Annotated in this window: 22 protein-coding genes; 15 read left to right on the forward strand and 7 right to left on the reverse strand. The window is 62.6% G+C overall.

Annotated features, from left to right (window positions below):
• Positions 1-3: 3 nt before the first annotated feature.
• Positions 4-1,920: a polysaccharide biosynthesis protein gene (locus tag ACVOLR_RS02185; protein WP_481534976.1), complete on the forward strand. Its 1,917-nt coding sequence runs from the start codon at positions 4-6 to the stop codon at positions 1,918-1,920.
• Positions 1,920-2,798, forward strand: a complete 879-nt coding sequence (galU, locus tag ACVOLR_RS02190; protein WP_481534977.1) for a UTP--glucose-1-phosphate uridylyltransferase GalU — start codon at positions 1,920-1,922, stop codon at positions 2,796-2,798. The genes ACVOLR_RS02185 and galU overlap by 1 nt, the downstream gene beginning before the upstream one ends.
• A 285-nt stretch (positions 2,799-3,083) precedes the next feature.
• Here the strand turns inward: galU and ACVOLR_RS02195 are convergent, their stop codons facing one another.
• From ACVOLR_RS02195 to ACVOLR_RS02205, 3 genes are all read right to left on the reverse strand, one after another.
• Entirely contained in the window at positions 3,084-4,292 is a 1,209-nt protein-coding gene (locus ACVOLR_RS02195; protein ID WP_057628198.1) for an acetyl-CoA C-acyltransferase, read from the reverse strand.
• A 79-nt stretch (positions 4,293-4,371) separates the two neighbouring features.
• Positions 4,372-6,744, reverse strand: a complete 2,373-nt coding sequence (locus ACVOLR_RS02200; protein WP_481534978.1) for a 3-hydroxyacyl-CoA dehydrogenase/enoyl-CoA hydratase family protein — start codon at positions 6,742-6,744, stop codon at positions 4,372-4,374.
• A gap of 34 nt (positions 6,745-6,778) precedes the next feature.
• Complete coding sequence (locus ACVOLR_RS02205) at positions 6,779-7,432, reverse strand: TetR/AcrR family transcriptional regulator (RefSeq protein ID WP_481529420.1); 654 nt, start codon at positions 7,430-7,432, stop codon at positions 6,779-6,781.
• Positions 7,433-7,642: 210 nt separating this feature from the next.
• On the opposite strand from ACVOLR_RS02205, the gene ndk reads away from it, so the two are divergent.
• The 12 genes from ndk (at position 7,643) to guaA (ending at position 22,070) form a co-directional block, all read left to right on the forward strand.
• A complete protein-coding gene (gene ndk / locus ACVOLR_RS02210; protein WP_057628193.1) occupies positions 7,643-8,068 on the forward strand; it encodes a nucleoside-diphosphate kinase in 426 nt (141 codons plus the stop codon).
• 15 nt (positions 8,069-8,083) lie between these two features.
• Positions 8,084-9,289 carry a dual-specificity RNA methyltransferase RlmN gene (gene rlmN / locus ACVOLR_RS02215; RefSeq protein WP_481534979.1) on the forward strand — a complete coding sequence of 402 codons (1,206 nt, stop codon included), beginning with the start codon at positions 8,084-8,086 and terminating at the stop codon, positions 9,287-9,289.
• 10 nt (positions 9,290-9,299) lie between these two features.
• Complete coding sequence (locus ACVOLR_RS02220) at positions 9,300-10,067, forward strand: type IV pilus biogenesis/stability protein PilW (RefSeq protein WP_481535019.1); 768 nt, start codon at positions 9,300-9,302, stop codon at positions 10,065-10,067.
• A gap of 6 nt (positions 10,068-10,073) precedes the next feature.
• A complete protein-coding gene (locus ACVOLR_RS02225) occupies positions 10,074-10,913 on the forward strand; it encodes a helix-turn-helix domain-containing protein (RefSeq protein ID WP_481534980.1) in 840 nt (279 codons plus the stop codon).
• A 55-nt stretch (positions 10,914-10,968) separates the two neighbouring features.
• The gene (locus ACVOLR_RS02230; RefSeq protein ID WP_481534981.1) at positions 10,969-11,610 is read left to right on the forward strand and encodes a YfgM family protein; all 642 of its coding nucleotides are present in this window, start codon (positions 10,969-10,971) and stop codon (positions 11,608-11,610) included.
• Positions 11,610-12,806 carry an outer membrane protein assembly factor BamB gene (gene bamB, locus ACVOLR_RS02235; protein ID WP_481534982.1) on the forward strand — a complete coding sequence of 399 codons (1,197 nt, stop codon included), beginning with the start codon at positions 11,610-11,612 and terminating at the stop codon, positions 12,804-12,806. Before ACVOLR_RS02230 ends, bamB begins: the two co-directional genes overlap by 1 nt.
• A gap of 12 nt (positions 12,807-12,818) precedes the next feature.
• On the forward strand, positions 12,819-14,219 hold the full coding sequence (gene der / locus ACVOLR_RS02240; protein ID WP_481513684.1) for a ribosome biogenesis GTPase Der: 1,401 nt from the start codon (positions 12,819-12,821) through the stop codon (positions 14,217-14,219).
• Positions 14,220-14,562: 343 nt separating this feature from the next.
• Positions 14,563-15,702, forward strand: a complete 1,140-nt coding sequence (gene moeB / locus ACVOLR_RS02245; protein ID WP_481534983.1) for a molybdopterin-synthase adenylyltransferase MoeB — start codon at positions 14,563-14,565, stop codon at positions 15,700-15,702.
• A gap of 80 nt (positions 15,703-15,782) precedes the next feature.
• On the forward strand, positions 15,783-17,642 hold the full coding sequence (locus ACVOLR_RS02250) for a monovalent cation:proton antiporter-2 (CPA2) family protein (RefSeq protein WP_481534984.1): 1,860 nt from the start codon (positions 15,783-15,785) through the stop codon (positions 17,640-17,642).
• 62 nt (positions 17,643-17,704) lie between these two features.
• Positions 17,705-18,604, forward strand: coding sequence for a bifunctional methylenetetrahydrofolate dehydrogenase/methenyltetrahydrofolate cyclohydrolase FolD (folD, locus tag ACVOLR_RS02255; protein ID WP_481534985.1), 900 nt, complete (start codon positions 17,705-17,707; stop codon positions 18,602-18,604).
• A gap of 338 nt (positions 18,605-18,942) precedes the next feature.
• Entirely contained in the window at positions 18,943-20,400 is a 1,458-nt protein-coding gene (guaB, locus tag ACVOLR_RS02260) for an IMP dehydrogenase (protein ID WP_481513301.1), read from the forward strand.
• Between the two features lie 104 nt (positions 20,401-20,504).
• On the forward strand, positions 20,505-22,070 hold the full coding sequence (guaA, locus tag ACVOLR_RS02265) for a glutamine-hydrolyzing GMP synthase (protein ID WP_481529428.1): 1,566 nt from the start codon (positions 20,505-20,507) through the stop codon (positions 22,068-22,070).
• Between the two features lie 307 nt (positions 22,071-22,377).
• On the opposite strand, the gene ACVOLR_RS02270 is transcribed toward guaA, so the two are convergent.
• Entirely contained in the window at positions 22,378-23,181 is an 804-nt protein-coding gene (locus ACVOLR_RS02270) for a class I SAM-dependent methyltransferase (RefSeq protein ID WP_481534986.1), read from the reverse strand.
• A 1-nt stretch (position 23,182) separates the two neighbouring features.
• Positions 23,183-23,674: a DUF2938 domain-containing protein gene (locus ACVOLR_RS02275; RefSeq protein ID WP_481534987.1), complete on the reverse strand. Its 492-nt coding sequence runs from the start codon at positions 23,672-23,674 to the stop codon at positions 23,183-23,185.
• Positions 23,675-23,751: 77 nt separating this feature from the next.
• Here ACVOLR_RS02275 and ACVOLR_RS02280 point away from each other — a divergent pair, with 77 nt between their 5' ends.
• A complete protein-coding gene (locus ACVOLR_RS02280; RefSeq protein ID WP_481534988.1) occupies positions 23,752-24,195 on the forward strand; it encodes a helix-turn-helix domain-containing protein in 444 nt (147 codons plus the stop codon).
• 46 nt (positions 24,196-24,241) lie between these two features.
• Here the strand turns inward: ACVOLR_RS02280 and ACVOLR_RS02285 are convergent, their stop codons facing one another.
• Together ACVOLR_RS02285 and ACVOLR_RS02290 are read right to left on the reverse strand one after the other, a co-directional pair.
• A complete protein-coding gene (locus ACVOLR_RS02285; protein WP_481534989.1) occupies positions 24,242-24,556 on the reverse strand; it encodes a GIY-YIG nuclease family protein in 315 nt (104 codons plus the stop codon).
• Positions 24,534-25,937, reverse strand: coding sequence for an MATE family efflux transporter (locus ACVOLR_RS02290; RefSeq protein ID WP_481534990.1), 1,404 nt, complete (start codon positions 25,935-25,937; stop codon positions 24,534-24,536). The genes ACVOLR_RS02285 and ACVOLR_RS02290 overlap by 23 nt, the downstream gene beginning before the upstream one ends.
• Positions 25,938-25,961 lie beyond the last annotated feature (24 nt).

The following is a 25,961-nucleotide window of genomic DNA, read 5'->3' on the forward strand; positions in this document are numbered from 1 at the left end:
TCTATGGCGTCTTGGTTCGATCGCTTTGTAGGCGGTGGTCCGCGCTACGCGGTGATGCTGCACGACCTGGTCATGGTGTGGTTGTGCTGGCAGTTGCTGCTCATGGCGCGCTTTGCCTTGCTCGATGCAGGTCCTGTGCATCCGTGGTTTTCGCTTGACGTTGCGGCAGTCATTGCGATCCAGGCGGTCGCCTTCTGGAAGGTCGGGCTTTATCGAGGCCTGTGGCGATTTGCGTCGGTTGCCGATCTGATCAACATCTTCAAGGCCAGCTTCATTGGGCTGCTGGCGATAGTTATGGTGTTTTCCTATCGCCGCCTGGAAGGCATTCCTATTTCTGTGCTGATGGTCTACCCGTTCGCGTTGTCTGCGATGTTGGGCGGCCCTCGGCTGCTTTACCGTGCATGGAAGGATTATCAAGCGCAGCATTCGGATGCCCGCGCGCGGCGCGTGCTGGTACTCGGAGCTGGCCAGGCGGCTGAATCATTGATCAAGGACCTGCGCCGTTCTGGCGTCTATGAGCCTGTGGGCCTGCTGGATGATTCACCACACCTGCAAGGAGCTTGGCTGCATGGCGCGGCGATTCTCGGTACCTTGGATGAGGTCGCGGTGGTTGCCAGGGAGACCAGCGCCAAGTTGCTGGTTATCGCCATTCCAACGCTTGATGCGGCGGGCATGCAGCGGGTGGTCGGGCTTTGCGAAAGCACTGGCTTGCCGTTCCGCACGGTTCCGCGGTTGACCGATATTCTGGAAGGCAGCTCGCTGCCGGGCCAACTTAAAGAAGTCGCCATCGAAGACCTGCTCGGGCGCAAGCCCATCCTGCCGGACTGGGAGCTGCTGCGCAGCTGGTTGCGCGGACGTACTGTCTTGGTCACTGGCGGTGGTGGTTCGATTGGATCAGAGCTTTGTCGCCAATGTGCGCGGCACGGTGTATCGCGCATCGTGGTTCTGGAAATCAGCGAATTGTTGATGATCAACATCCAGGCGGAACTGAGCAGGAGCTTTCCGGATCTGGAGGTCCGTGGCGTGCTGGGCGATTGCGGTGATCCTGCCGTCATCCGCCACGCGCTGCGCACTTACAACCCGGATACCGTGTTCCATGCTGCGGCTTACAAGCAGGTTCCCCTGCTGGAGTCGCAGTTGCGCGAAGCCGTGCGCAACAACACCTTGTCGACCGAGTGTGTTGCAACCGCCTGTATTGAGTCGCGGGTTGAGAACTTCGTCTTCATTTCCACCGACAAGGCGGTTGATCCGGCCAATGCATTGGGTGCAACCAAACGCTACGCCGAGATGATCTGCCAGAGCTTGAATCGGCGCAGCGCCCACACCCGCTTTGTCACGGTCCGCTTCGGCAACGTGCTGGGTTCGGTGGGGAGCGTGGTGCCGATGTTCCGCGAACAGATCAGCAAGGGTGGTCCGATCAGCGTCACACACCCTGATGTAAGTCGCTATTTCATGACGATTCCGGAGGCCTGTCTGTTGATTCTGCAGGCGGCGGCTTCGTCTTCACGCGGTGCGATCTATATGTTGGACATGGGCGAGCCGGTGCTCATCCGTCACCTTGCCGAACAGATGATCCGGCTGGCGGGTAAGCAGCCCGGGATAGATATCCCGATCATCTACACCGGTTTGCGTCCGGGTGAAAAGCTGCATGAGAGATTGTTCTACGCAGACGAGAGCTGCCAGCCGACCGCGCACCCGAAAGTGTTGGCCGCCGGGGTGCGCGATTTCTCTCCCGAGCTGGTGTTGAACAACGTGACGGCTCTCAGGAAGGCTGTTGCGGCCTATGACTTGGAGGCGATGCGCACTATCCTTGCGACAACGATTCCCGAATTCATGTCAGCCAAAGACGCAGCAACACAGACGGGCACAGCCAACATCGTTCCGTTTCCCACCTCCAAAGAAGCTGGAAGAAGTCATTGATGCACGGTCGAATTAAAAAAGCGGTATTTCCCGTCGCCGGACTTGGAACGCGGTTCCTGCCGGCAACCAAGACGGTGCCCAAGGAGATGCTGCCGATCATCGATCGTCCGCTGATCCAGTATGCAGTGGATGAGGCGATCGAGGCGGGCTGCGATACGCTGATCTTCATCACCAACCGCTACAAGCACGCGGTGGCCGACTACTTCGACAAGGCCTACGAGCTGGAGCAGAAGCTTGAGCGCGCGGGCAAGGTGGAACAGTTGGAGCTGATCCGCCACGTACTACCCAAGGGCGTCAGGGCAGTGTTCGTTACCCAGACCGAGGCGCTTGGGCTTGGCCATGCCGTGCTGTGCGCCAAGGCGATTGTCGGCGACGAACCGTTCGCCGTGCTGTTGCCGGACGACCTGATCTGGAATCGTGGCGAAGGTGCGCTCAAGCAGATGGCGGACCTCAACGAAGCCAGTGGTGCCAGCGTCATCGCAGTGGAGGACGTACCGCACGACAAGACTGGTAGCTACGGCATCGTTGCGACCGATAAGTTTGATGGCCGCAAAGGCCATATCACCCAGATCGTCGAGAAGCCCAAGCCGGAAGATGCGCCGAGCGATCTGGCGGTGGTTGGGCGTTACGTGCTCAGCCCGAAGATCTTCGAGTTGCTGGAAGCTACTGGCACAGGCGCAGGTGGCGAGATTCAGCTGACCGATGCGATCGCGCAGCTGCTCAAGACTGAGCAGGTGGATGCGTATCGGTTTGAAGGCACACGGTTTGACTGTGGCACGCATCTCGGACTGGTCGAGGCGACCGTACGCTTCGCGCTGGAGAACGAGAAGCTGGCTGGTCCGGCGCGCGAGATGATGCAGAAGATGCTGGCCGAGTAAGCGGCGGGGATCATCCTGAGCGCTGATGACGTTTGTCGGCGTTGTGGATTGGAAGGGCAGCCGGGAGGCTGCCTTTCTGTTTTTGGATTAAGTGCGCGAGATGTGTTTGCTGTTCCGGATGACCCGGCTTTTGTAGGGCGTAGCCATGCAGTGCTGGGGCCTTATCGGGAAGGCTTCTGCCGAGCATGGCTCGGCACTACAAGCTCCGGTCGCGACTGTCCGGAATGAGCAACGAAGAAGGCGGCCTTGCGGCCGCCTTCTTCAATCAAGGTTGCAACGAACTGCTTACAGCGATTCGAAAATACCTGCAGCGCCCATGCCGGTGCCGATACACATGGTGACCATGCCGTACTTCTGCTGGCGACGACGCAGGCCGTGCAGCAGGGTGGCGGTGCGGATCGCGCCGGTGGCACCCAGCGGGTGACCCAGGGCGATGGCGCCGCCCAGCGGGTTGACCTTGGACGGGTCCAGGCCGCAGTCGCGGATCACTGCCAGCGACTGCGCGGCAAAGGCTTCGTTGAGCTCGATCCAGTCCAGTTGGTCTTGGCTCAGGCCAGCTTGCTTCAAAGCCTTCGGAATCGCCGCGATCGGGCCGATGCCCATCACTTCCGGGCGCACGCCGGCAACCGAGAAGCTGACGAAGCGGGCCAACGGGGTCAGGCCGTAGTCCTTGATCGCCTGCTCCGAGGCCAGCAGCACTGCACCGGCACCATCACTCATCTGCGAAGAGTTACCGGCGGTGACCGAGCCGCCGAACTGGCCGTTGCGGAACACCGGGCGCAGCTTGGCCAGGCCTTCTGCGGACGAGTCCAGACGCGGGCCTTCGTCGGTATCGGCCAGCTTGTTGCGGGTGATGATGCGCTTGCCGTCGGCCAGGTCAGGCAGGTGCGAGACGATGTCGTATGGGCTGATCTCGTCCTTGAACTCGCCGTTCTGGATCGCGGCGATGGCTTTCTGGTGCGAGGCCAGGGCGAACGCGTCCTGTTCTTCGCGCGAGACCTTCCATTCTTCGGCGACCTTCTCGGCGGTGATACCCATGCCGTAGGCAATGGCGACGTGGTCGTTGTCGAACACGCTCGGTGCCATCGCGATCTTGTTGCCCATCATCGGCACCATCGACATCGACTCGGTGCCGCCAGCCAGCATCAGGTCGCTGTTGCCCAGGCGGATCTGGTCAGCGGCCATCGCCACGGCCTGCAGGCCGGAGGAGCAGAAGCGGTTCACCGTCTGCGCGGCAATGGTGTTGGGCAGGCCGGCCAGCAGCACGCCGATGCGTGCCACGTTCATGCCTTGCTCGGCTTCGGGCATGGCGCAGCCGATGATGGCGTCGTCGATGCGGTTGACGTCCACGCCCGGGGCTTGCGCGACCACGGAGCGGAGCACGTGGGCGAGCATGTCGTCCGGACGGGTGTTGCGGAACATGCCCTTGGGCGCCTTGCCAACCGGGGTGCGGGTGGCGGCGACGATGTAGGCGTCCTGGATTTGCTTGGTCATTGCAGTGATCTCTTCAATAGGTGTGAGCGTGAGGGCGGGCGAGGGCGGCGCTGGTAGTGCCACCCCGAAGCACGCTCACTCAGTTCCGCAGCGGCTTGCCGGTGGTCAGCATGTGCGCGATACGGGCCTGGGTCTTTTCCTGCTGGGCCAGTTCGACGAAGTGCTTGCGCTCCAGGGTCAGCAGCCACTCTTCGTCGACCACGGTGTTGCGGTCGACCTTGCCGCCGCACAACACGGTGGCGATGCGCTCGGCAATCTCGTAGTCGTAGGGGCTGATGAAGCGGCCTTCCAGCATGTTGACCAGCATCATCTTGAAGGTGGCAATGCCAACGTCACCGGCCACGCGGATGCGGCGTGCCGGCATCGGCGGACGGTAGCCGCCTTCGGCCAGTGCAGTGACTTCGGCCTTGGCGATGTGCAGCAGCTCGAAGCTGTTGAACACCACCTTGTCGGTGCCGCGCATCAGGCCCAGTTCCTTGGCGTTGACCGCCGAGTGGGAGACCTTGGCCATCGCAACGGTTTCGAAGGTCTTCTTCAGTTCTGCGAACACGTCGCCGTCCGGACCGGCGGCCTGCGAGGCACGCACGGCGATTTCCTTCAGGCCACCACCGGCCGGCAGCAGGCCGACGCCGGCTTCCACCAGACCGATATAGCTTTCCAACGCTGCAACCGACTTGGCCGCATGCATCTGGAATTCGCAGCCGCCGCCCAGTGCCAGGCCGCGCACTGCGGTGACAACCGGCACGGTGGCATACTTGATGCGCTGGCTGGTGCGCTGGAAGTTGGCCACCATCGCTTCGAACTCGGCGAACTTGCCAGCCTTCAGTGCGCCCAATGCGCCAGACAGATCGGCACCGGCGGAGAAGGGCTCCTTGTTCTGCCAGATGACCACACCCTTGAACTGCTTCTCGGACAGGGCAATCGCGTGCTGGATGCCGTCCAGCACCTGGTCGGAGACGGTGTTCATCTTGGTCTTGAAGCTGATGACGCCAATGCCGTCACCGTCGGTCCACAAGCGGATGCCGTCGTTCTCGAACACGGTTTCGCCCTGCGCGAACTTCTCGCCCAGCAGTGCATCCGGGAAGCGCTGGCGCTGGTACACCGGCAGCGACGAGCGCGGGACCAATGCGTTCTGCGACGGGCTGTAGCTGCCCTCGGCGGCGTGCACGCCGTCACGGCCGTCCAGTACCCAGGCCGGCAACGGCGCATTGCTCATGCTCTTGCCGGCGGCGATGTCGTCGGCGATCCACTGCGCTACCTGCTTCCAACCGGCAGCCTGCCAGGTCTCGAACGGGCCCAGCGACCAGCCGTAGCCCCAGCGGATGGCCAGATCCACGTCACGCGCGGTCTCGGCGATGTCGGCCAGGTGGTAGGCGCTGTAATGGAACAGGTCGCGGAACGTCGCCCACAGGAACTGCGCGTGCGGGTGCTGGCTTTCGCGCAGCTTGGCGAACTTTTCGGCCGGGTTCTTGATCTTCAGGATCTCGACCACTTCCGGTGCGGCAACGCGATCGGCCGGACGGTAGTCCTGCTTCTCAAGGTCGACGACCATGATGTCCTTGCCGACCTTGCGGAAGATGCCGGCGCCGGTCTTCTGGCCCAGTGCACCCTTGCCGATCAGCGCGCCCAGCCATGCCGGCGCGTTGAAGTACTTGTGCCACGGGTCGTCAGGCAGGGTGTCGCCCATGGTCTTGATGACGTGGGCCATGGTGTCCAGGCCGACCACGTCGGAGGTGCGGTAGGTCGCCGACTTCGGGCGGCCGACCAGCGGGCCGGTCAGGCCGTCCACCTCGTCAAAGCCCAGGCCGAACTGCTGGGTGTGGTGAATGGTCGACAGGATCGAGAACACGCCGATGCGGTTGCCGATGAAGTTCGGGGTGTCCTTGGCGTAGACCACGCCTTTGCCCAGGTTGGTGGTCAGGAAGGTTTCCAGACCTTCCAGCACCGACTTGTCGGTGGCCTTGGCCGGGATCAGCTCAGCCAGGTGCATGTAGCGCGGCGGGTTGAAGAAATGTACGCCGGTAAAGCGGTGGCGCAGTTCTTCCGGCAGCACGTCGGCCAGCTTGTTGATGCCCAGGCCCGAGGTGTTGGAGGCCAGCACCGCGTGTTCGTTCACGAACGGCGCGATCTTCTTGTACAGGTCCTGCTTCCAGTCCATCCGTTCAGCGATGGCTTCGATGATCAGGTCGCAGTCGCGCAGCTGCTCCAGGCCGGAGTCGTAATTGGCCGGGGTGATGGCTTCGGCCAGCGCCTTGCTGGCCAGCGGGGCCGGGCTCAGCTTGCCGAGGTTGGCAATGGCCTTGAGCACGATGCCGTCGGCAGGACCTTCCTTGGCGGCGAGGTCGAACAGCACCGTGTCGACGCCGGCATTGGTCAGGTGGGCGGCGATCTGCGCACCCATGACGCCTGCGCCAAGAACGGCGGCGCGGCGGACAAGCAGGGAATTGGACATATCGATAAACCTTTGGTCTGCGATGACGGTTGGATCAGGGAACGGCGGGGGAGGTCGGATTGCGCACGCTGGCGCGGAACCCGGCTTCGGCGAAATGAATCAATTCCTGCGCGGCCTTGCTGCGGTGCTCGGCCTCGCTGATGTTGTGCGGGCGCTTGATCAGCCCGAAATCGGCCATGGCATAGGTCAGCGAACCGGCCAGGAAGTCCAGGCGCCAATACAGCTCTTCCTTGCTCAGGCCCGGGATGCAGGCGTCGATGGCCTTGCCGAACTCGCGCAATACATGGCCGTAGTGATCGGACAGGAACTTGCGCAGGTTGTCGTTCTTCTCGGCGTAGGCGCGGGCGATGACGCGGACAAAGGCACCGCCGCTCTGGCGGTCCTGGGCCAGGGCCAGCGCTGGCTCGACGAAGGCGGCCAGAACTGCGCGCAGATCGCCGGGGTGGGCGCTGCGGGCCTGCTCCAGCTGGCCCAGGCGGGCGGCGGTCATCTCGTCCATGCGGCGGCGGAACACTTCATTGACCAGGTTGTCCTTGGACCCGAAGTGGTAGTTGACCGCAGCAATGTTTACATCGGCGTGACTGGTCACCTGGCGCAGTGAGGTGCCGGCAAAGCCGTACTGGGCGAACAGTTCCTCGGCCGCGCCGAGGATGCGGTCCTTCGTGGAGAAGCTGGCGGGTTTGCCCATGGCTGGCTCAATCAATCAAACGATTGTTTGGATGCTACGCCCGCCTGGTCGCCCAGGTCATGCTGCGCCGCAGCATCATTCATCTGCCGCTGTGCAAACGCCGGGGTCACCCGGTAGAATTAGCCACCGCAATTCAGGCTAAGCCCGCGTCCGCACGCGGGTTTTTTCATGTACCCTCGGGCCGACCGGCCCAAATACCGGAGAATTCCCATGGCGCTCGAGCGCACTCTTTCCATCATCAAGCCCGACGCCGTTGCCAAGAACGTGATCGGCGAAATCTACGCCCGCTTCGAAAAGGCCGGCCTGAAGGTTGTCGCTGCCAAGTACAAGCAGCTGTCGCGCCGTGAAGCCGAAGGCTTCTACGCCGTGCACCGCGAGCGTCCGTTCTTCAACGCGCTGGTCGAGTTCATGATCTCCGGCCCGGTGATGATCCAGGCCCTGGAAGGCGAGAACGCCGTCCTGGCCCACCGCGACCTGCTGGGCGCCACCAATCCGAAGGACGCAGCGCCGGGCACCATCCGCGCTGATTTCGCAGATTCGATCGACGCCAACGCCGCTCACGGTTCGGATTCGGTCGAGAACGCAGCCAACGAAGTGGCTTACTTCTTTGCTGCTACCGAAGTTGTTTCGCGTTAATTAGAGGTTGAAGTCGTGAACGAGGTCGTACAGACACCCGCCATCCAGCCGTTGCCGAAAACGGCAGTCAAAGCTGGCAAGCAGAACCTGCTCGACCTTGATCGCGCGGGCCTGGAGCATTTCTTCGTCGATATCCTCGGCGAGCAGAAGTTCCGTGCCCATCAGGTGATGAAGTGGATCCACCATCGCTACGTCACCGATTTCGATCAGATGACCGACCTCGGCAAGTCGCTGCGCGCCAAGCTGCAGCAGCATGCCGAGGTCGTCGTCCCGAACATCGTGTTTGACAAGCCGTCCACCGACGGCACCCACAAATGGTTGCTGGCGATGGGCGTGGATGGCAAGAACGCCATCGAAACCGTCTACATCCCGGACAAGACCCGCGGCACGCTGTGCGTGTCCTCGCAGGTTGGTTGCGCATTGAACTGCACGTTCTGCTCAACCGCTACCCAGGGCTTCAACCGCAACCTGAGCACCGCCGAGATCATCGGCCAGGTGTGGATCGCTGCGCGTCACCTGGGCAACGTGCCGCACCAGATGCGTCGTCTCACCAACGTGGTGATGATGGGCATGGGCGAGCCGTTGATGAATTTCGACAATGTCATCCGCGCCATGAGCATCATGCGCGATGACCTGGGCTACGGCCTGGCCAACAAGCGCGTGACCCTGTCCACCTCGGGTCTGGTGCCGCAGATCGATCGGCTCTCGGTCGAGAGCGATGTCTCGCTGGCAGTGTCGCTGCATGCGCCCAACGATGAGCTGCGCGAGACGCTGGTGCCGCTCAACAAGAAATACCCGATTGCCGAGCTGATGGCTTCCTGCGCGCGTTACCTGCGCGGCAACAAGAAGCGCGACTCGGTGACCTTTGAGTACACCTTGATGAAGGGCATCAACGACCAGCCCGAGCACGCCCGCCAGCTGGCGCGGCTGATGCGCCAGTTCGACAACGCGGTGCAGGCCAAGGATTCGGGCAAGGTCAATCTGATTCCGTTCAACCCGTTCCCGGGTACGCGCTATGAGCGCTCGGACGAAGAACAGATCCGCGCCTTCCAGAAGATCCTGCTGGATTCGCAGGTTCTGACCATGGTGCGCCGTACCCGTGGCGACGATATCGATGCCGCCTGCGGCCAGCTAAAGGGGCAGGTGATGGATCGTACCCGTCGTCAGGCCGAGTTCAATCGTCTGCTGCAGGAACAGGAAGGCGGGGATGCGGTCGCCTGACCGCTGGTTGTTGCTGCTGGTCCTGGTCGCGCTCACTGCAGCGTGTGGGCGGGATAATCTCAAGGTCAAGCGCCCACAGATAGTGGCGCCGGACTACAGCATCAAGCAGGACAAGGCTGCACACAAGCGGATGCGCTACCAGGAGTTCCTGCGCCTTTCCGGTGATCGCTTTGGGCGTGGGCAGTTGGACGAGGCGCTGCAGTTCGCGCTTTCGGCACAGAAGATGGAGCCTGATTTGCCGGCTGCCTACACCCTGCAGGCCGTGATCGAAGGGCATAAAGGCAACAACGCGGCGGCAGGTGCGCTGTATCGCAAGGCAGCCGAACTAGCCCCGCAGCAGGGCGATGTACTCAATAACTACGGTGCTTGGCTGTGCGGCAATGGCCACCCGGCAGAGGCCTTGGTCTGGTTTGATCGTGCCTTGGCTGACCCGAACTATGGCGGGCGTGCCGATGCTTTGGCCAATGCAGGCGGCTGCGCACTGGATGCCGGGCAGCTCGAACGGGCCGAAGATAATCTTCGCCAGGCACTGGCGTTGGCGCCGGGCAATGCCTACGCGCTGGAGTCCATGACCCGCAATGAAGTGCTACATGGTCGTTATTTCGAGGCCAGGGCCTTCTACCAGCGGCGTTTGGCGGCTGCGCCGGCCACGGTTTCCGTGTTACAACTTGCCATTCAGATTGAAGAGCGACTCGGCGACAGGATGGCTGCCGGTCGGTTCCAACAGCGGTTGCGCGAAGAGTTTCCTTCGCCAGCAACCTCGAATCCCCAAGGCTGACGCATTGTGATCAATGATCCGGGTGTAAATGCTTTAGATGGTGTAGTGGGTTGCGGTGAGCAGCTGCGCAGGGCGCGAGAGGCCGCCGGGTTGTCCTTGGATCAGGTCGCCGCTCAGTTGCGCATGCCGCAGCAGGTAGTTGCCGCGCTGGAAGCCGAGCAATGGTCGCGGCTGGGTGCAGCCGTATTTGTGCGTGGTCAGCTGCGCAGTTATGCGCGCTTGCTGAAGGTAGACCTGGAGGGCTTGCTGGAACAGGCGCGGATCGCGCCGGTCGAGCCGCCCAAGCTGGTCAGTCATACCCATACCCCGCGGCTGCGGCGGGCGGCCGAAAATATCGGACGGCGCGCGGTGTATGTGGTGATCACGGCAGTGTTGGCGGTGCCGGTCTGGTATGTGATCAGTGGCAATTCCAATAGCGCCCCGCCCAGCACGGCTTCATTGGACGTGGTGCCAGCGCCGGCGCCGGCAGTTGCCGGGCAGGCGAGCGCGCCTGTTCAGCCGGTAGCCGCTGCGCCAGCCGCAGATGCCGGCCCTTACATCGCCTCGATGGCGCCGATGGCGCGTCCGGCTGCTACCGCTCCGTCGGCATTGACCCTGAGTTTCAAGGGGGACAGCTGGGTGGACATCACTGCTCCAGACGGTACCACCGTCGAAAAAGCCCTGATACGCGCCGGTGAAAGCCGTAGCTTCGCAGCAGGTCAGGTGGGGCGCATGGTGCTGGGCAATGCAGCCGAGGTTGAGGTTCAGCAGGCGGCGGGTAACGTCGACCTGGCTCCGTACAAGCGCGGCAATGTGGCCCGCTTTACGGTATCCTCTGAAGGCTCCGTGGCGCCGGTTTCACACTGAAACCAGGCGTCTGACAAAACAACAAGGCTCCCCGCCAGGGTGAGCGAGAGTACGCATGGCGATTGACGACCTGCTCGACGAGCACGAACAAAGCGAACGTGTCCGCACGTGGCTGCGCAAGAATGGCGCCGGAATTCTCGGCGGAGTAGTTCTCGGCATTGGCGCTATTGCCGGTTGGCAGTGGTGGCAGAAAGAGCAGGTCGGCAAACTTGCCGAGGCCAACGTCCGTTACGAAGCCGTCTCCCGCAGCCTGCAGTCCAAGAATCTGGACGAGGCGGCCAAAGAGGTTGCGGCGCTTGGCGGTGGCAAGGCCAGCATCTATGCCGATCTGGCAGCGCTGGAACTGGCCAAGGCCCAGGTCGAAGCGGGCAAGTACGACGATGCCATCAAGACCTTGCGCGCGCTCAAGACCGAGGGTGAATTCAAGGCCCTGATCGACCAGCGCATTGCACGCCTGCTGATTGAAACCGGCAAGCCGCAGGACGCAGTGGCCCTGTTGGGCAAGGCTGACGACAGCGCGGGTCTGGAAATCCGTGCTGATGCCTTGATGGCGCAGAACAAGCGTGATGAAGCGCGCGAGCTGTACACCCAAGCGCTGGCCAAGCTGGACGTGGCTGCACCGCAGCGCCGCTTGCTGGAAACCAAATTGATGGACGCCGGCGGCACCGTGGCTGATCCTGCAGCGGAGAAGAATTGATGAAGTTCAAGCAAGTTGCAGGCATTGCCTTGATGGCAGTTGCATTGACCGGTTGTTCCACCGTCAAGGGTTGGTTTGCAGGCAAGGACGCGGCGGCCAAGAAGGCGCTGGAGCCGGCTGAGCTGACCAAGTTCGAGCCGACTGCCAAGGTCAACAAGATCTGGTCGGCAAACGTTGGCAAGGGCGAGGGCCGTATCGGCCTGCGTCAGGCGCCGGTGGTTGCCGATGGTCGCGTGTACGCGGCAGCGGTGCAGGGCGGCGTGCATGCGCTGGACCTGCAGACTGGCAAGGAAGTCTGGGAATACAGCCCGGCCAAGGAAAAGAAGAAGCCCAAGCTGCGTCTTTCCGGTGGTCCGGGCGTTGGCGATGGCCTGGTGGTGATCGGTACGCTGGACGGTCAGGTAATTGCGCTGGACGCGGCCAATGGCAGTGAAAAGTGGAAGTCCAAGGTCACCGGCGAAGTGATTGCAGCTCCGGCCGTTGGCCAGGGCCTGGTGTTCGTGCGTAGCAATGATGGCCGCACTACCGCGCTGGATGCCACCACTGGCGAACAGCGTTGGTTCAATTCGCAGGAACTGCCGTCCTTGACCGTTCGTGGCAACGCGCCGGTCGTGACTGGCCCGGGCGTATTGTTCATCGGCAACGACGACGGCACCGTCGCCGCGCTGTCGATGCAGGATGGGCGCCCGCTGTGGGAACAGATGGTGGGTACGCCGGAAGGCCGTACCGAACTGGAGCGCATGGCTGACATCGATGGCGCACCGGTGCTGGAAGGCAACACGCTGTTTGTAACCAGCTTCAAGAACGAAACCATGGCCATTGAAGGCCCGACCGGTCGTCCGATGTGGTCGCGTGACCACGGCGGTGGCGGTGGTGTTGCGGTGTCCTCGGGTAATGTCGTGGTCACCGATGGCAAGGGTGTGGTGTACGGGCTGGACAAGACCTCCGGCTCGGCAATGTGGTCACAGCAGGCGCTGGCGCGCCGCTCGCTGACCGGTGCCGCCATCCAGGGCGACTATGCCGTGGTGGGGGACTACAAGGGATATCTGCATTGGCTGCGGTTGAGCGATGGCGAATTGGCAGCGCGCGAGAAGAGCGGTGGTGATGCTCTGCTGGCGCAGCCGGTCGTCGCTGACGGCATCCTGCTGGTGCAGAACGTTGATGGAAAGCTGACCGCATTCCGGTTGGCCCAATAAGGAGTTATAGCGATGCTGCCTTTGGTCGCCCTGGTTGGACGACCGAACGTCGGTAAGTCCACCATTTTCAATCTGTTGACCCGTACGCGCGATGCGCTGGTGCATGACCAGCCGGGTGTTACCCGCGATCGCAATTACGGTGTTTGCCGTCTAGATGAGGACAATCCCTTCCTGATCGTCGATACCGGTGGTATCGCCGGTGAAGAGGAAGGGCTGGCTGGCGCCACTGCGCGCCAAGCCCGTGCCGCCGCCGGTGAGGCGGATCTGATCGTATTTGTTGTTGACGCGCGTGATGGCACGTCGGCCCTGGATGACGAGATCCTGTCTTGGCTGCGCAAGCTTGCGCGGCCTACCTTGCTGTTGATCAACAAGATCGACGGTACGGACGAACATGCCGTTCGTTCGGAGTTTTCCCGTTACGGCTTCAGCGAGATGCTGACTGTCTCTGCCGCGCATCGGCAGGGCATCGATGATCTGGTTGAAGAGGTTGTCGGCCGCCTGCCGGAAGAAGGCACGGCCGAGACCCTGGACAACGATCCGAATCGCATCCGCATTGCCTTCGTCGGCCGCCCCAACGTGGGCAAGTCGACGCTGGTGAACCGCATCCTCGGTGAGGAGCGGATGATCGCCTCGGAAGTGCCCGGTACCACCCGCGATTCGATCGCGGTGGATCTGGAGCGCGACGACCAGCTGTACCGTTTGATTGATACCGCCGGTCTGCGCCGCAAGTCGCGCGTGGACGAAGTGGTCGAGAAGTTCAGCGTGGTCAAGACGCTGCGCTCGATCGAGCAGTGCCAGGTGGCGGTGCTGATGCTGGACGCCCATGAAGGCGTGACTGATCAGGACGCCAGCGTGCTGGGTGCGGTGCTGGATGCCGGTCGCGCCCTGGTCATTGCGATCAACAAGTGGGACGGCTTGAGCGAGTATGACAAGCAGCAGGCTGAAACCCTGCTGTCGCTGAAGCTGGGCTTCGTGCCGTGGGCCGAGAACGTGCGGATTTCCGCGCTGCATGGCTCGGGCCTGCGCGAGTTGTTCAAGGCGATTCACCGGGCGCATGCCTCGGCGACGCATGAGTTCAGCACGTCCGAGGTCAACAAGGCGCTGGAAGTGGCGTACGAGACCAATCCGCCGCCGAGCATTCGTGGCCACGTTTCCAAGCTGCGTTATGTGCATCCGGGCGGCAGCAATCCGCCGACCTTCATCGTGCACGGTACGCGCCTGAAGGAACTGCCGGATTCGTACAAGCGTTACCTGGAGAACTTCTTCCGCAAGCGTTTCAAGCTGGTGGGTACACCGGTGACCTTCCTGTTCCGTGAGGGTGCCAACCCGTACGAGGGCAAGAAGAACGTATTGACGGACCGTCAGGTCAAGGCCAAACGGCGCCTGATGAAGCACGTCAAGGGCAGGAAGTGATCCGAGCCCGGGACGCTGTTCAAGCGGGCTAAGTGATACAGACAAAAGCGGCCGAAAGGCCGCTTTTGTTTTTGACGTATAGAGTGGGTTGGGCGTTCGGGTTGGCCGATGTTCCCGCTAGATGATTTCGTCGTTCCCGCGAAGGCGGGAATCGCTCTTGCTCTTGCTTGTAAAGAGAGAGCGTGGGTGCAATTGAAAGGGCGAAGGTGGAGGTCAGAGCCAGAGCCAGAGCCCGAGCTATTCCCGCCTGCCCGGGAATGACAAGCTCTAAAAGCCAAAAGCCAAAAGCCAAAAGCCAAAAGCCGTTCCCTCCCTTGGCTCCCGTTTGGCCGATAATCCAAGCATGAGCATTCGCGAACTGACCCCGGAACAGGCCCGTGCCCGCCACGCCGATGGCGCATTGCTGATCGACGTGCGCGAGGCGCACGAGCGCGCTGGCGGTATGGCTGAAGGTGCGATCGGCATTGCAAAGGCAGAGCTGCTCGCCAGCCCAGCGCAGCACCTGCCAGCCCCCGAACGCGAAGTCCTGCTGATCTGCCAGAGCGGCAAGCGCTCGGCAGACGCCGCGCTGGCGCTGCAGGACGCCGGCTACATCAATCTGTCTTCGGTGGGTGGCGGCACAGTGGCCTGGCGGACAGCGGGTTTACCCTTGGTCCAGCCCATGCTGGATGCCGGTGAGCGCGACTTCTATGACCGCTACTCGCGTCATTTGCTATTGCCCCAAGTGGGCGAGGCTGGCCAGCGCCGCTTGCAGCAATCCAGAGTGCTGGTGCTGGGTGCCGGTGGGCTTGGGGCCCCGGCAGCGTTCTATCTCGCCGCAGCGGGGGTGGGCAGGCTGCGTATCGTCGATGACGACGTGGTCGAACGCAGCAACCTTCAGCGGCAGATCATCCACACCGAAGCGGCCTTGGGCACAGCCAAGGTGGACTCGGCGCGAGAGCGCCTGTTGGCCTTGAATCCGCACATCGACGTCGAAGCGGTTGCCGAGCGGGTCACCTCGGCCAACATCGATGTCTTGCTGCAGGACGTGGATGTGGTGCTGGATGGCTCGGACAATTTTCCGCTGCGCTACCTGCTCAACGATGCCTGCATCAAGCACGCCAAGCCCTTGGTCTACGCCGCCATCGAGCGCTTCGACGGGCAGGTCAGCGTGTTCGATGCGGGTCGCCAGCGCGGTGTGGCACCGTGCTACCGCTGCCTGTTCCCGGAGCCGCCGCCGCCTGAATTCGCTCCCAACTGTTCCGAAGCCGGCGTGCTGGGTGTGTTGCCCGGGTTGGCCGGGGTGATGCAGGCGACCGAGGTGTTGAAGCTGTTGCTGGATATCGGTGAGCCATTGACCGGGCGTTTGCTGCGTTTCGATGCCCTGCAGATGCGCTTCCGCGAGACCCGTGTGCATGCTGATCCGGCCTGCCCGTTGTGCGCGCCCGGTGTTCCATTCCCCGGATATATCGACTACGCAGCGTTCTGTTCGCATTCGCCATGAGTTGAAAAGCCACAGGCGCTGACCGGTTCTGCACGGTTTTTGCTTTATCGTGCACCTGGATTATTACAAGGTGGTGCGGCATGGCAGCGGAATCCTCGCAGGAACTGGTAAAGGTAGTTGCCCTGTTGGGTGCTGCGGTGGTGGCCGTGCCCTTGTTCAGGCGGCTCGGTCTGGGCTCGGTGCTGGGCTATTTTGTCGCCGGCTTGGCGATCGGCCCGTTCGGCTTCGGTTGGTTCTCCGATCCGCAGGCCATCCTGCATGTCGCCGAGCTCGGTGTGGTGATGTTCCTGTTCGTGATCGGGCTGGAAATGCGGCCGTCGCACCTATGGAGTCTGCGCGGCGAGATATTCGGTCTCGGCACCGCACAGATCGTTACCTGCGCCGTGGTCCTCACCGGCGTCGCAATCCTGTTCGGTTACCGCCCACAGATCGCCTTCATCGCAGCCGCAGGCTTCGTGCTGACCTCGACCGCAGTGGTGATGCAGCTGCTGGGTGAGCGCGGTGACCTGACCTTGCCATCCGGGCAGAAGATCGTCTCCATCCTGTTGTTTGAAGATCTGTTGATCGTGCCGCTGCTGGCTGTGGTGGCGTGGATGGCACCGGCGCAGATCGGTGCGCACGAAGGTTCGCGTTGGACGAGCATCGCCATCGGTGCTGGCGCTATCGTTGGCCTCGTGCTGGTTGGGCGCTACCTGCTCAATCCTTTGTTCCGCATCCTCGCCGCCGCCAAGGCGCGCGAGGTGATGACGGCGGCGGCGTTGCTGGTGGTGTTGGGCGCGGCCTTGCTGATGCAGCTGGGCGGACTGTCGATGGCGATGGGCGCGTTCCTGGCCGGCGTTCTACTGTCCGAATCCACCTTCCGGCATCAGATCGAAGCTGACATCGAGCCGTTCCGCGGCATCCTGCTTGGCCTGTTCTTCCTCAGTGTTGGCATGGCGCTGGACCTTTCGGTGGTGGCGACCAACTGGAAAGTGATCGCGCTGCTGGTGCCGGCAATGATGCTGGCCAAGGCGATCTGCATCTACGGCGTGGCGCGGGTGATGGGCAGTGATCATCGCCAGGCGCTGGATCGCGGTGTGCTGATGGCGCAGGGTGGCGAGTTCGCCTTCGTGTTGTTTGCCGCCGCTGCCACCACCGGGGTGATCGATGCCAAGGTCAACGCCAACCTCACCGCCGTTGTTGTGCTGTCAATGGCACTGACGCCGCTGTGCATGCTGGTTTACCGGCTGTTGGTGAAGGAGGGGCAGGTCTCCACCGATGGCGTGGATGCCGCCGATGGGCTCACCGGCAGCGTGTTGGTGATCGGCTTCGGGCGTTTCGGTCAGGTCTCCAGTCAGTCACTGCTGGCGCGCGATGTGGATGTGACCATCATCGACAACGATATCGACATGATCCGCAGCGCCACCCGGTTCGGCTTCAAGATCTATTACGGCGATGGCACGCGATTGGATGTGTTGCGCGCCTCCGGTGCCGAAACCGCACGCGCAATCGCCGTCTGCGTGGATGACCGCACAGCTGCTGATCGCATTGTCGAGCTGGTGCGGCATGAGTTCCCGCTGGCCAAGCTGCTGGTGCGTTCATTTGATCGCGAGCATTCGTTGTCCCTGATACACGCGGGGGTGGATTTCCAGATCCGCGAGACCTTCGAGTCGGCGGTGGAGTTCGGCCGCGCGGCACTGATGCAGCTGGGCGTGGATGAAGACGAGGCCGACGTGGTCGCGCGCGAAATCCGCAGGCGCGATGCCGAGCGCTTCGAGCTGGAAATGGCAGGCGGCGGGCTGCAGGCTGACACTGGGCTGATGTACCGCAATACGCCCGGAGCACCGACGCCGACACCGTTCACGCCGCCGCGGCGTGAAGCGCGCCCACTCAATCCTGATGCCATTGCCGGGGCAGGGGAGCAGGCTGTCGCCGATTCAGGCGGCGCGGCGGGGCCATGACAAGGTGTGGCGTTGGCCGGAATCAGGGACAATAGCCGCCCCCGTGTTTACCGCCATACCCCATGACTGTCCTCGCCGACGCCTCCACCCAGACCTCCCGCATCCTTGATGGCCGCCGCATCGCCGAGGAACTGCTCGACGATTTGAAGGTACGCGTCGACGCCCGCCTGGTGGCTGGAGGTACCCGGCCCGGTCTGGCGGTGGTGCTGGTGGGCGGCGACCCGGCGTCTTCGGTGTACGTGCGCAACAAGCGCCGTGCTGCCGAAAAGGTCGGCATCGAGGCGTTTGACTACGATCTGCCGGAAGGCACCAGCGAGGCCCAACTGCTGGACCTGATCGATCAGCTCAATGCCGACCCGAAGATCCACGGCATCCTGATCCAGTTGCCGCTGCCGGGCATTCCCGATGCCAATCGCCTGATCCAACGCATCGACCCGCGCAAGGATGTGGATGGTTTCCACCCGCAGAACGTGGGTCATCTGGTGCTGCGCGAGTTCGGCCTGCGCCCGTGCACGCCGCGTGGCATCACCACGCTGCTGGGTCATACCGACCAGCCGGTACGCGGTCGCAATGCCACCATCGTCGGCGTCAGCAATCATGTCGGCCGGCCGATGGGCTTGGAATTGCTGATCGCCGGTTGCACGGTGACCAGCTGCCACAAGTTCACCCCCAAGGACGTGCTGGAACAAGCCGTGCGCAATGCCGACATCCTGGTCGTCGCGGTAGGCATTCCGCAGCTGATTCCGGGTGAATGGGTGAAGCCGGGCGCGGTGGTGATCGATGTCGGCATCAACCGCCTGGACGATGGCCGGCTGGTCGGCGATGTCGGCTTTGAAGCCGCAGCGCAGCGGGCCAGCTGGATCACCCCAGTGCCGGGCGGCGTTGGCCCGATGACGGTAGCCACGCTGATGCAGAACACGATCGAAGCGGCCGAAGCCAGCGCCGAAGGCTTGAAGTTCTGAGGATCCGCAGTGCCGAGCCATGCTCGGCAGGGGCCTTCCCGGCACAGCGTCAATGTAGTGCCGAGCCACGCTCGGCAGAGGCTTCCCCGGCACTGCGTCAATGTAGTGCCGAGCCATGCTAGGCAGGGGGCTTCCCCGGTACAGCATCCAATGTAGTGCCGAGCCATGCTCGGCAATGGCATTACCAGTAGAGACTCTGCCGAGCATGGCTCGGCACTACAGGTCATGGTCCCTGAACACCTCCCCGCCAGCGCGACACTGCGTCGCACTTGCCCCCTGACATCGGCGGGCAAATAAGGGTAAAATGTCGCGCTTCCCCACATCTACCGGGCACGCCGATGCTGCGCATCCAGGCTGAAGCACTAACGTACGATGACGTTTCTCTCGTCCCCGCTCACTCCATCGTTCTGCCTAAGGACGTTGACCTCGGCACGCGGCTGACGCGCGACCTGCGGTTGAAGTTGCCGATTGTCTCGGCCGCCATGGATACCGTCACTGAAGCTCGCCTGGCCATCGCCATGGCCCAGATCGGCGGCATTGGAATCCTGCACAAGAACCTGACCGTCGAGCAGCAAGCTGCCGAAGTGGCCAAGGTCAAGAAGTTCGAATCCGGCGTCATCCGCGACCCGATCACCGTTGGTCCGGAAACCACGATCCGTGATGTGCTGGCCCTGACCCAGGCGCACAACATCTCCGGCGTGCCGGTGGTGGGCAACGACGGTCAGCTGGCCGGCATCGTCACCCACCGTGACATGCGCTTTGAAACCGAGCTGGACGATCCGGTCCGCCACATCATGACCAAGAAGGATCGCCTGATCACGGTCAAGGAAGGCGCGGCCTCGGATGAAGTCCTGTCGCTGCTGCACAAGAACCGCATTGAGAAAGTGCTGGTGGTCAACGACGCGTTTGAACTGCGCGGTCTGATCACGGTCAAGGACATCCAGAAGAAGAGCGACAACCCCAACGCTGCCAAGGACGCTGCAACGCGTCTGCTGGTTGGTGCTGCGGTCGGCGTTGGTGGCGACACCGATCGCCGCGTTGAAGCGCTGGTTGCTGCCGGCGTTGACGTGCTGGTGGTGGACACCGCGCACGGTCATTCGCAGGGCGTGCTTGACCGCGTGCGCTGGGTGAAGAAGAACTTCCCGAATGTACAGGTCATTGGCGGCAACATCTGTACCGGCGACGCCGCACTGGCATTGCTGGATTGCGGCGCCGATGCAGTCAAGGTCGGTATCGGCCCGGGCTCGATCTGCACCACGCGTGTTGTCGCTGGTGTCGGTGTGCCGCAGATCACCGCGATCGACCTGGTTGCCGAAGCACTGCAGGATCGCATCCCGCTGATCGCCGACGGTGGCATCCGTTACTCCGGTGATATTGGCAAGGCGCTGGCTGCTGGTGCTTCGACGGTTATGATCGGTGGCCTGCTGGCTGGTACCGAAGAATCGCCGGGCGAAACCGAACTGTTCCAGGGCCGCTCCTACAAGAGCTACCGTGGCATGGGCTCGCTGGCTGCAATGGAAAAGGGTTCCAAGGACCGTTACTTCCAGGACGCCGCCACTGCCGACAAGCTGGTGCCGGAAGGCATCGAGGGCCGCGTTCCGTATCGTGGCCCGGTTGGCGGCATCATCCATCAGCTCATCGGTGGCCTGCGCGCGACCATGGGTTATGTGGGTTGCGCCACCATCGAAGAAATGCGCACCAAGCCGAACTTCGTCAAGATCAGCGGTGCCGGCCAGCGTGAGAGCCACGTCCACGACGTGCAGATCACCAAAGAGCCGCCGAACTACCGCGCTTGATGCGGTAAGCAGAAGAGGAACGTGGACCTGGTCCCGTTCCTCTTTCTCTATCCGCCATTCGTTTTGCATCGACTCCCGTTTTCATTGATCACTTGCCGGGCTTTATGACCAACATCCATAACGACAAGATCCTCATCCTCGATTTCGGCGCACAGTACACGCAGCTGATTGCGCGTCGCATCCGCGAGTTCGGTGTGTACTGCGAAGTCTGGGCCTGGGACCACGATCCGGCCGAGATCGCCAGCTTTGGTGCCAAGGGCATCATCCTGTCTGGCGGCCCGGAAACCACCACGCTGCCCGGCGCGCCGGCTGCACCGCAGGAAGTGTTCGACAGCGGCCTGCCGCTGCTGGGCATCTGCTACGGCCTGCAGACCATGGCCAAGCAGTTGGGCGGTGGCACTGAGGCTGCTGACCAGCGCGAGTTCGGTCATGCCGAAGTGAAGCTGCTCGGTAACGACGCGCTGCTGGGCGGCCTGTCCGACCATAACGGCGAGCCGCGCCTGGATGTGTGGATGAGCCACGGTGACCACGTTACCCACGTGCCGCCGGGCTTCGCCATCACTGCCGTTACAGACCGCATTCCGGTGGCCGCGATGGCCAACGAAGACAAGCGCTGGTACGGCGTGCAGTTCCACCCGGAAGTGACCCACACCAAGCAGGGCTCGGCACTGCTGAAGCGTTTCGTCACCGACATCTGTGGTTGCGACACGCTGTGGACCGCGGCCAACATCATCGACGACCAGATCGCCCGCGTGCGCGAGCAGGTTGGTAGCGATGAAGTGATTCTGGGCCTGTCCGGCGGCGTTGATTCCTCGGTGGTTGCGGCACTGCTGCACAAGGCCATCGGCGAGCAGCTGACCTGTGTCTTCGTCGACACCGGCCTGCTGCGCTTCCAGGAGGGCGACCAGGTCATGAAGATGATGGCCGACAACATGGGCGTCAAGGTTGTGCGCGTGAATGCCGCCGACCGTTACTTCAAGGCATTGGAAGGCGTCAGCGATCCGGAAGCCAAGCGCAAGGTCATCGGCAACCTGTTCGTCGAGATCTTCGATGAAGAGTCGAACAAGCTCAGCAATGCCAAGTGGCTCGCCCAAGGCACGATCTATCCGGACGTGATCGAGTCGGCCGGCAGCAAGACCGGCAAGGCACACGTGATCAAGAGCCACCACAACGTGGGCGGCCTGCCGGAAGACATGAAGCTCAAGCTGGTTGAGCCGCTGCGCGAACTGTTCAAGGACGAAGTGCGTCGCCTCGGCGTCGAACTCGGCTTGCCGCGCGCGATGGTCTACCGCCATCCGTTCCCGGGTCCGGGTCTGGGCGTGCGTATCCTCGGTGAAGTGAAGCGTGAGTACGCCGAGCTGCTGGGCAAGGCCGACGCGATCTTCATCGAGGAACTGCGTGCCGCCGATCTGTACGACAAGACCAGCCAGGCCTTCGCCGTGTTCCTGCCGGTCAAGTCGGTGGGCGTGGTTGGCGATGCGCGTGCCTATGAGTGGGTGATCGCACTGCGCGCAGTGGAGACCATCGACTTCATGACCGCGCATTGGGCGCACCTGCCGTACGACTTCCTCGGCCGCGTCTCCAACCGCATCATCAACGAACTGCGTGGCGTCTCGCGCGTGGTCTACGACATCTCCGGCAAGCCGCCGGCGACGATCGAGTGGGAGTGATCGGGCATCTGGCATTGCGCGCTAGCAACTGGCGGTAACAAGCCAAAAGCTCGCTTGGCGCGCAATGCTGTTCACCAGATCATTTGAGTAACCGGAATCCGATGCCAGAGCGCTGGCATCGGAGTTTTTGTTTTGTGGGAGCGGCGTAAGCCGCGAAGCACGCACATCATCAGGTGGCGGAGTGCTCGGGGACGGATCGAGCAAGGTCAGATTCGCGGCTTACGCCGCTCCCACAGACAAGCACCGGGCCGGTGCATGAGTTGTTTCGCTGAGATGCGCTGCACTACATGTAGTACGGGTATTTGCTTTACTCAGGGCGAGCCTGATTCGGCCTGCGACCTTTCACTGCATTGGCACGTGCGCGACATGCTGTTTGCCCTTCGGCGTCTACCGGTAAACGTGCGCTGATCCGAGCCTTGAGCAACGCACGCTCCTCAGCTGCCATCGCGCCAAGCGTCGTTCCTACGCTTGGCGCCCCGAGCGCCGTGGACCAGAAGTCTTCGAAATCGGCGAAGGTGCGGGATACCTCTATTTCGCGCGTTTCAATCGTCTCCAAACCTGCGTCGGTCCACAACTCCTGCAACACCTCGATTCGTGAGGCTTCAGGACTGGGCGGTGACGGAACTGCATGACCAAGCCTACGCATCTCCGCCAGCAGGATCTCATAGGGAAATCCGCCACCTAGCATGTCCCAGGCGTATGCGGCGACGGTCCCACCCGGGCGCACCACACGTGCCATTTCAGCCACGCCTCGGGCGGGCTCGGGGACAAAGAAAATCACCAGCGGCATCACCGCGATATCGAAAGCAGCAGCCGGGTAGGGCAGGGCCATCGCATCACCTTGCTCAAACACTGCCGACTGCAGCGTTGGCTGCGCACGCGCATAGGCGAGTTGTTGCTGGGATGGATCTATGCCATGCATCGAGCTGGGCGCGCAGCGTCCGATCACCATCCCGGTGAAGGCACCGTTGCCGCAGCCGACGTCCAGCCATTGCTGACGCGGTGCTGGAGCCAGCCAATCGAGGAATACGTCGCCGGCAAGCTGGCTCCACACTCCCATGTAGCGCTCGTAGGCTGCGCCGTCGCGAAAGCGGATTTCATTGATCGTCATATCAAGCCTCACAGAACGCAATCAGCGTAGCGGAAAGATACAGCCCCAACCCGAATACCGAATGCGTGGCCAAGCTGCGCAGGCAGTTCTTCAACGGCGTAGGCGTCTTTGATGCCATGAACCCCGCACCCATTGCCGGTTGCATGACGAACAGCGGTGCGACGACGGTTGCCGTGCCCACGACCAAGGCGGGCAGCAGGGAGGGATGGTACAACCAGGACCAGCCTTCAACTGCCACCAACAGCACCGCGAAAGCGATGCCAATGGCGTAGTGGATGACCCAGCCAAGCAGCCGCTCGCGCGGTATTGCTGCAGCCTGCCCGATGCTGGCGTGTGCGAACGTGCCCTTGCCCAGGTGTCCTGCCCAGCGTCCGAGCAGTGCGTAGTCGAGCGTGGCAATGCCAAGCCGCTTGAGGGTCTGCGTCCAGGCATCCATCACCGCGGTAGCCCCGATTCCGACCAATACCAGCCGTAACACTTCCATCCAAGTCATCTTGGTTCCTTTGCAATCGACTCATCTGCTGACCGGCATGGTAAAAGTTGAAGTCAACTTCAAGTCAAGAGGCTGCGATGGACATTGCCGAAGTCGCCAAGCGCACGGGGTTGGCGTCCTCCACGCTGCGCTATTACGAAAACAAGGGCCTGATCGTGGCAAGTCGGGGCGCTGGTGGCCGGCGGCACTTTGCCGCTGACGTGCTCGACCAGTTGGACTTGATCGCCTTGGGCCAGGCCGGCGGGCTGTCGCTGGACGAGATCCAGACCATGCTCTCGCCGCAGGGAGCTCCGCGCGTGGATCGGGCGCTGCTGTTGGCCAAGGCCGACGAGATCGATGCGACCGTGAAACGCTTGCGGGCCATGAGTGAGGGCTTGCGCCATGCCGCCGCATGCCCTGCTGAAAATCACGTGGAATGCCCGACCTTCCAGCGCCTGCTCAAGGCCGCGGGCGCTGGCCGGTTGAAGCAGGACGTAGCCAAATTGAAAGCGGTGAGGCGCAGTACTCGGGCTGGCGGCTGAGTCGACGCATATCGAACTTATGCCTGCATCTGCAGGGCGCTTTCAATCACGGCACCAGCCCTTCCAGTTCGCGGTAGATCTGTTCCAGTGCCTTCAGCTCGCCCGCGTAATCGAAGTTTGCATCCTCGCGTTTCTTCACAAGTTCGAGCACGTCGAAGTCGAGCCCGTCGGCGCCGCTGCGGTTCCACTCAGCTTGCAGCACGCGGTCGGCGTACTTGCCCATGCCCAGCTCGAAGCGCGCACGATTCAGCGCCGCAGGCACATTGCGGCTCGCGCCGAGCACGCGATAGCCGCTGGATCGGTCGCGAATGGTGTAGATGCCCATCGGCGGGAAGGCGTCACGTGCCTGTCGTGCGAGCATCCGTCGCGCTTGACGCGAGGTGTGGCTGAGGGGCGCGTCCATCTTTCTTTTCCTTGTGGCGGTAGTAGAGGCTGTGCAGTACGAGCATGGTGAGGAATGCGGCAGGGCAGGCCCAGAACACGCCGGCCAGGCCGAAGTGCGCTTCCAGCACCACGGCAACCGGCCATTCGACGCCAATGATTGCAGTCATGCTCAACAGTGCCGGCAGCAGAGCAGCACCACTCGCACGCATCGAGCCCACCAGGACGTTGCTCCATCCGAGCAGCAGCACGCTCCAGGCGGCGGTGCGCACGATGCTGACTGACAGATCAAGTACGGGCCCGGGCTCCAGGAATACACGCAGGGCGAAGGGCGCCAGCAGATGTGCAGCCAACACGAACAATGCGGTGACCACGGCGTTCAAGCGCAGACCCATGGCCACGATCGCTGATAGCCTTTCGCGTCGTCCCGCGCCAACTGCGTGCGCGCTGAAGATCGTTGCGGCGATGCCCAGGCTCATCGCCGGGAACTGCACCCAGCTCAGAACCTGCGTAGCCGCGCCATAGGCTGCGGTTGCGGTGGAGCCGTGACGGTTTACCAGACCGAGCAACACGATCTCAGCAAGCGCCAGTGCCAGCATCTGCAATGCAGCCGGCAGGCCGATGCGCAGCATGCGTTTGGCGATGGCCGCACTTGGTTTGCAGTCCTGCCACCCTGAGCCGGGGGCAAGCGGATGGTCGTGCCGACGCCAGCGCCGGATCAAGACGGTGAGTGCTGTCAGCTGCGCGAAAAGCGTTGAGACCGCCACACCAGCCACGCCTAATGGCGTACCGGCGACGAGTAGTGGCGTGCACACCGCGCCCATCAGTGTCGCGGCCAGCAATGCCCACATCGGCGAAAGCGCGTCGCCGGTGCCGCGGCTCAGCGACAGGCCCGCCCATGTGACAAACACCAAGGGCATCACCAGCAACATGGCGCGTGCATAGCCGACCGCGGCTGGCAAAATGTCCTTTGGTGTGCCCAATGCCTGCATCAGCCACGGTGCAGACCACGCCCCGGCTGCTGCGATTGCAAGCCCGACAGCAAACGCAGCGACAAAGGTTGTTGCAGCCACGCGCCGCACCTGTGCGGTGTCACCCGCGCCCCATGCTTGTCCTGCAAGGACTGTTGCACCGGCACCCAGCCCTATGATCAGTGACAGCAGCAGGAAGAACACGGGGAAGAACGATGCGGCAGTCGCGATGCCGCGCACGCCGAGCAGGTGTCCGAGCCAGAAGCCATCGAGCAGGCCGCCTGCGCTTTGCAGCGCGTGAGTGAGGATCAGGGGTGTCAGCAGCGCAAGGTAGTGCGTGCGCAACGTTGGCGCCGGTTTGGCGGCGACGGGTGATTCTGGTGTGCTCATGGGTGATCTCGTTGATCGCAGGCG

Source organism: Stenotrophomonas sp. STEN030 (assembly GCF_056759995.1).

What these genes read in the sequence shown, in the direction of transcription:
- guaA (WP_481529428.1), top strand. Translation starts at nt 20,505, where the DNA reads ATGACCAACATCCATAACGACAAGATCCTCATCCTCGATTTCGGCGCA.
- ACVOLR_RS02270 (WP_481534986.1), bottom strand. Translation starts at nt 23,181, where the DNA reads ATGACGATCAATGAAATCCGCTTTCGCGACGGCGCAGCCTACGAGCGC.
- ACVOLR_RS02230 (WP_481534981.1), top strand. Translation starts at nt 10,969, where the DNA reads ATGGCGATTGACGACCTGCTCGACGAGCACGAACAAAGCGAACGTGTC.
- guaB (WP_481513301.1), top strand. Translation starts at nt 18,943, where the DNA reads ATGCTGCGCATCCAGGCTGAAGCACTAACGTACGATGACGTTTCTCTC.
- ACVOLR_RS02285 (WP_481534989.1), bottom strand. Translation starts at nt 24,556, where the DNA reads ATGCTCGCACGACAGGCACGTGACGCCTTCCCGCCGATGGGCATCTAC.
- ndk (WP_057628193.1), top strand. Translation starts at nt 7,643, where the DNA reads ATGGCGCTCGAGCGCACTCTTTCCATCATCAAGCCCGACGCCGTTGCC.
- ACVOLR_RS02185 (WP_481534976.1), top strand. Translation starts at nt 4, where the DNA reads ATGGCGTCTTGGTTCGATCGCTTTGTAGGCGGTGGTCCGCGCTACGCG.
- ACVOLR_RS02205 (WP_481529420.1), bottom strand. Translation starts at nt 7,432, where the DNA reads ATGGGCAAACCCGCCAGCTTCTCCACGAAGGACCGCATCCTCGGCGCG.
- folD (WP_481534985.1), top strand. Translation starts at nt 17,705, where the DNA reads ATGACTGTCCTCGCCGACGCCTCCACCCAGACCTCCCGCATCCTTGAT.
- ACVOLR_RS02275 (WP_481534987.1), bottom strand. Translation starts at nt 23,674, where the DNA reads ATGACTTGGATGGAAGTGTTACGGCTGGTATTGGTCGGAATCGGGGCT.
- galU (WP_481534977.1), top strand. Translation starts at nt 1,920, where the DNA reads ATGCACGGTCGAATTAAAAAAGCGGTATTTCCCGTCGCCGGACTTGGA.
- ACVOLR_RS02290 (WP_481534990.1), bottom strand. Translation starts at nt 25,937, where the DNA reads ATGAGCACACCAGAATCACCCGTCGCCGCCAAACCGGCGCCAACGTTG.
- ACVOLR_RS02250 (WP_481534984.1), top strand. Translation starts at nt 15,783, where the DNA reads ATGGCAGCGGAATCCTCGCAGGAACTGGTAAAGGTAGTTGCCCTGTTG.
- bamB (WP_481534982.1), top strand. Translation starts at nt 11,610, where the DNA reads ATGAAGTTCAAGCAAGTTGCAGGCATTGCCTTGATGGCAGTTGCATTG.
- ACVOLR_RS02195 (WP_057628198.1), bottom strand. Translation starts at nt 4,292, where the DNA reads ATGACCAAGCAAATCCAGGACGCCTACATCGTCGCCGCCACCCGCACC.
- ACVOLR_RS02280 (WP_481534988.1), top strand. Translation starts at nt 23,752, where the DNA reads ATGGACATTGCCGAAGTCGCCAAGCGCACGGGGTTGGCGTCCTCCACG.
- der (WP_481513684.1), top strand. Translation starts at nt 12,819, where the DNA reads ATGCTGCCTTTGGTCGCCCTGGTTGGACGACCGAACGTCGGTAAGTCC.
- moeB (WP_481534983.1), top strand. Translation starts at nt 14,563, where the DNA reads ATGAGCATTCGCGAACTGACCCCGGAACAGGCCCGTGCCCGCCACGCC.
- ACVOLR_RS02200 (WP_481534978.1), bottom strand. Translation starts at nt 6,744, where the DNA reads ATGTCCAATTCCCTGCTTGTCCGCCGCGCCGCCGTTCTTGGCGCAGGC.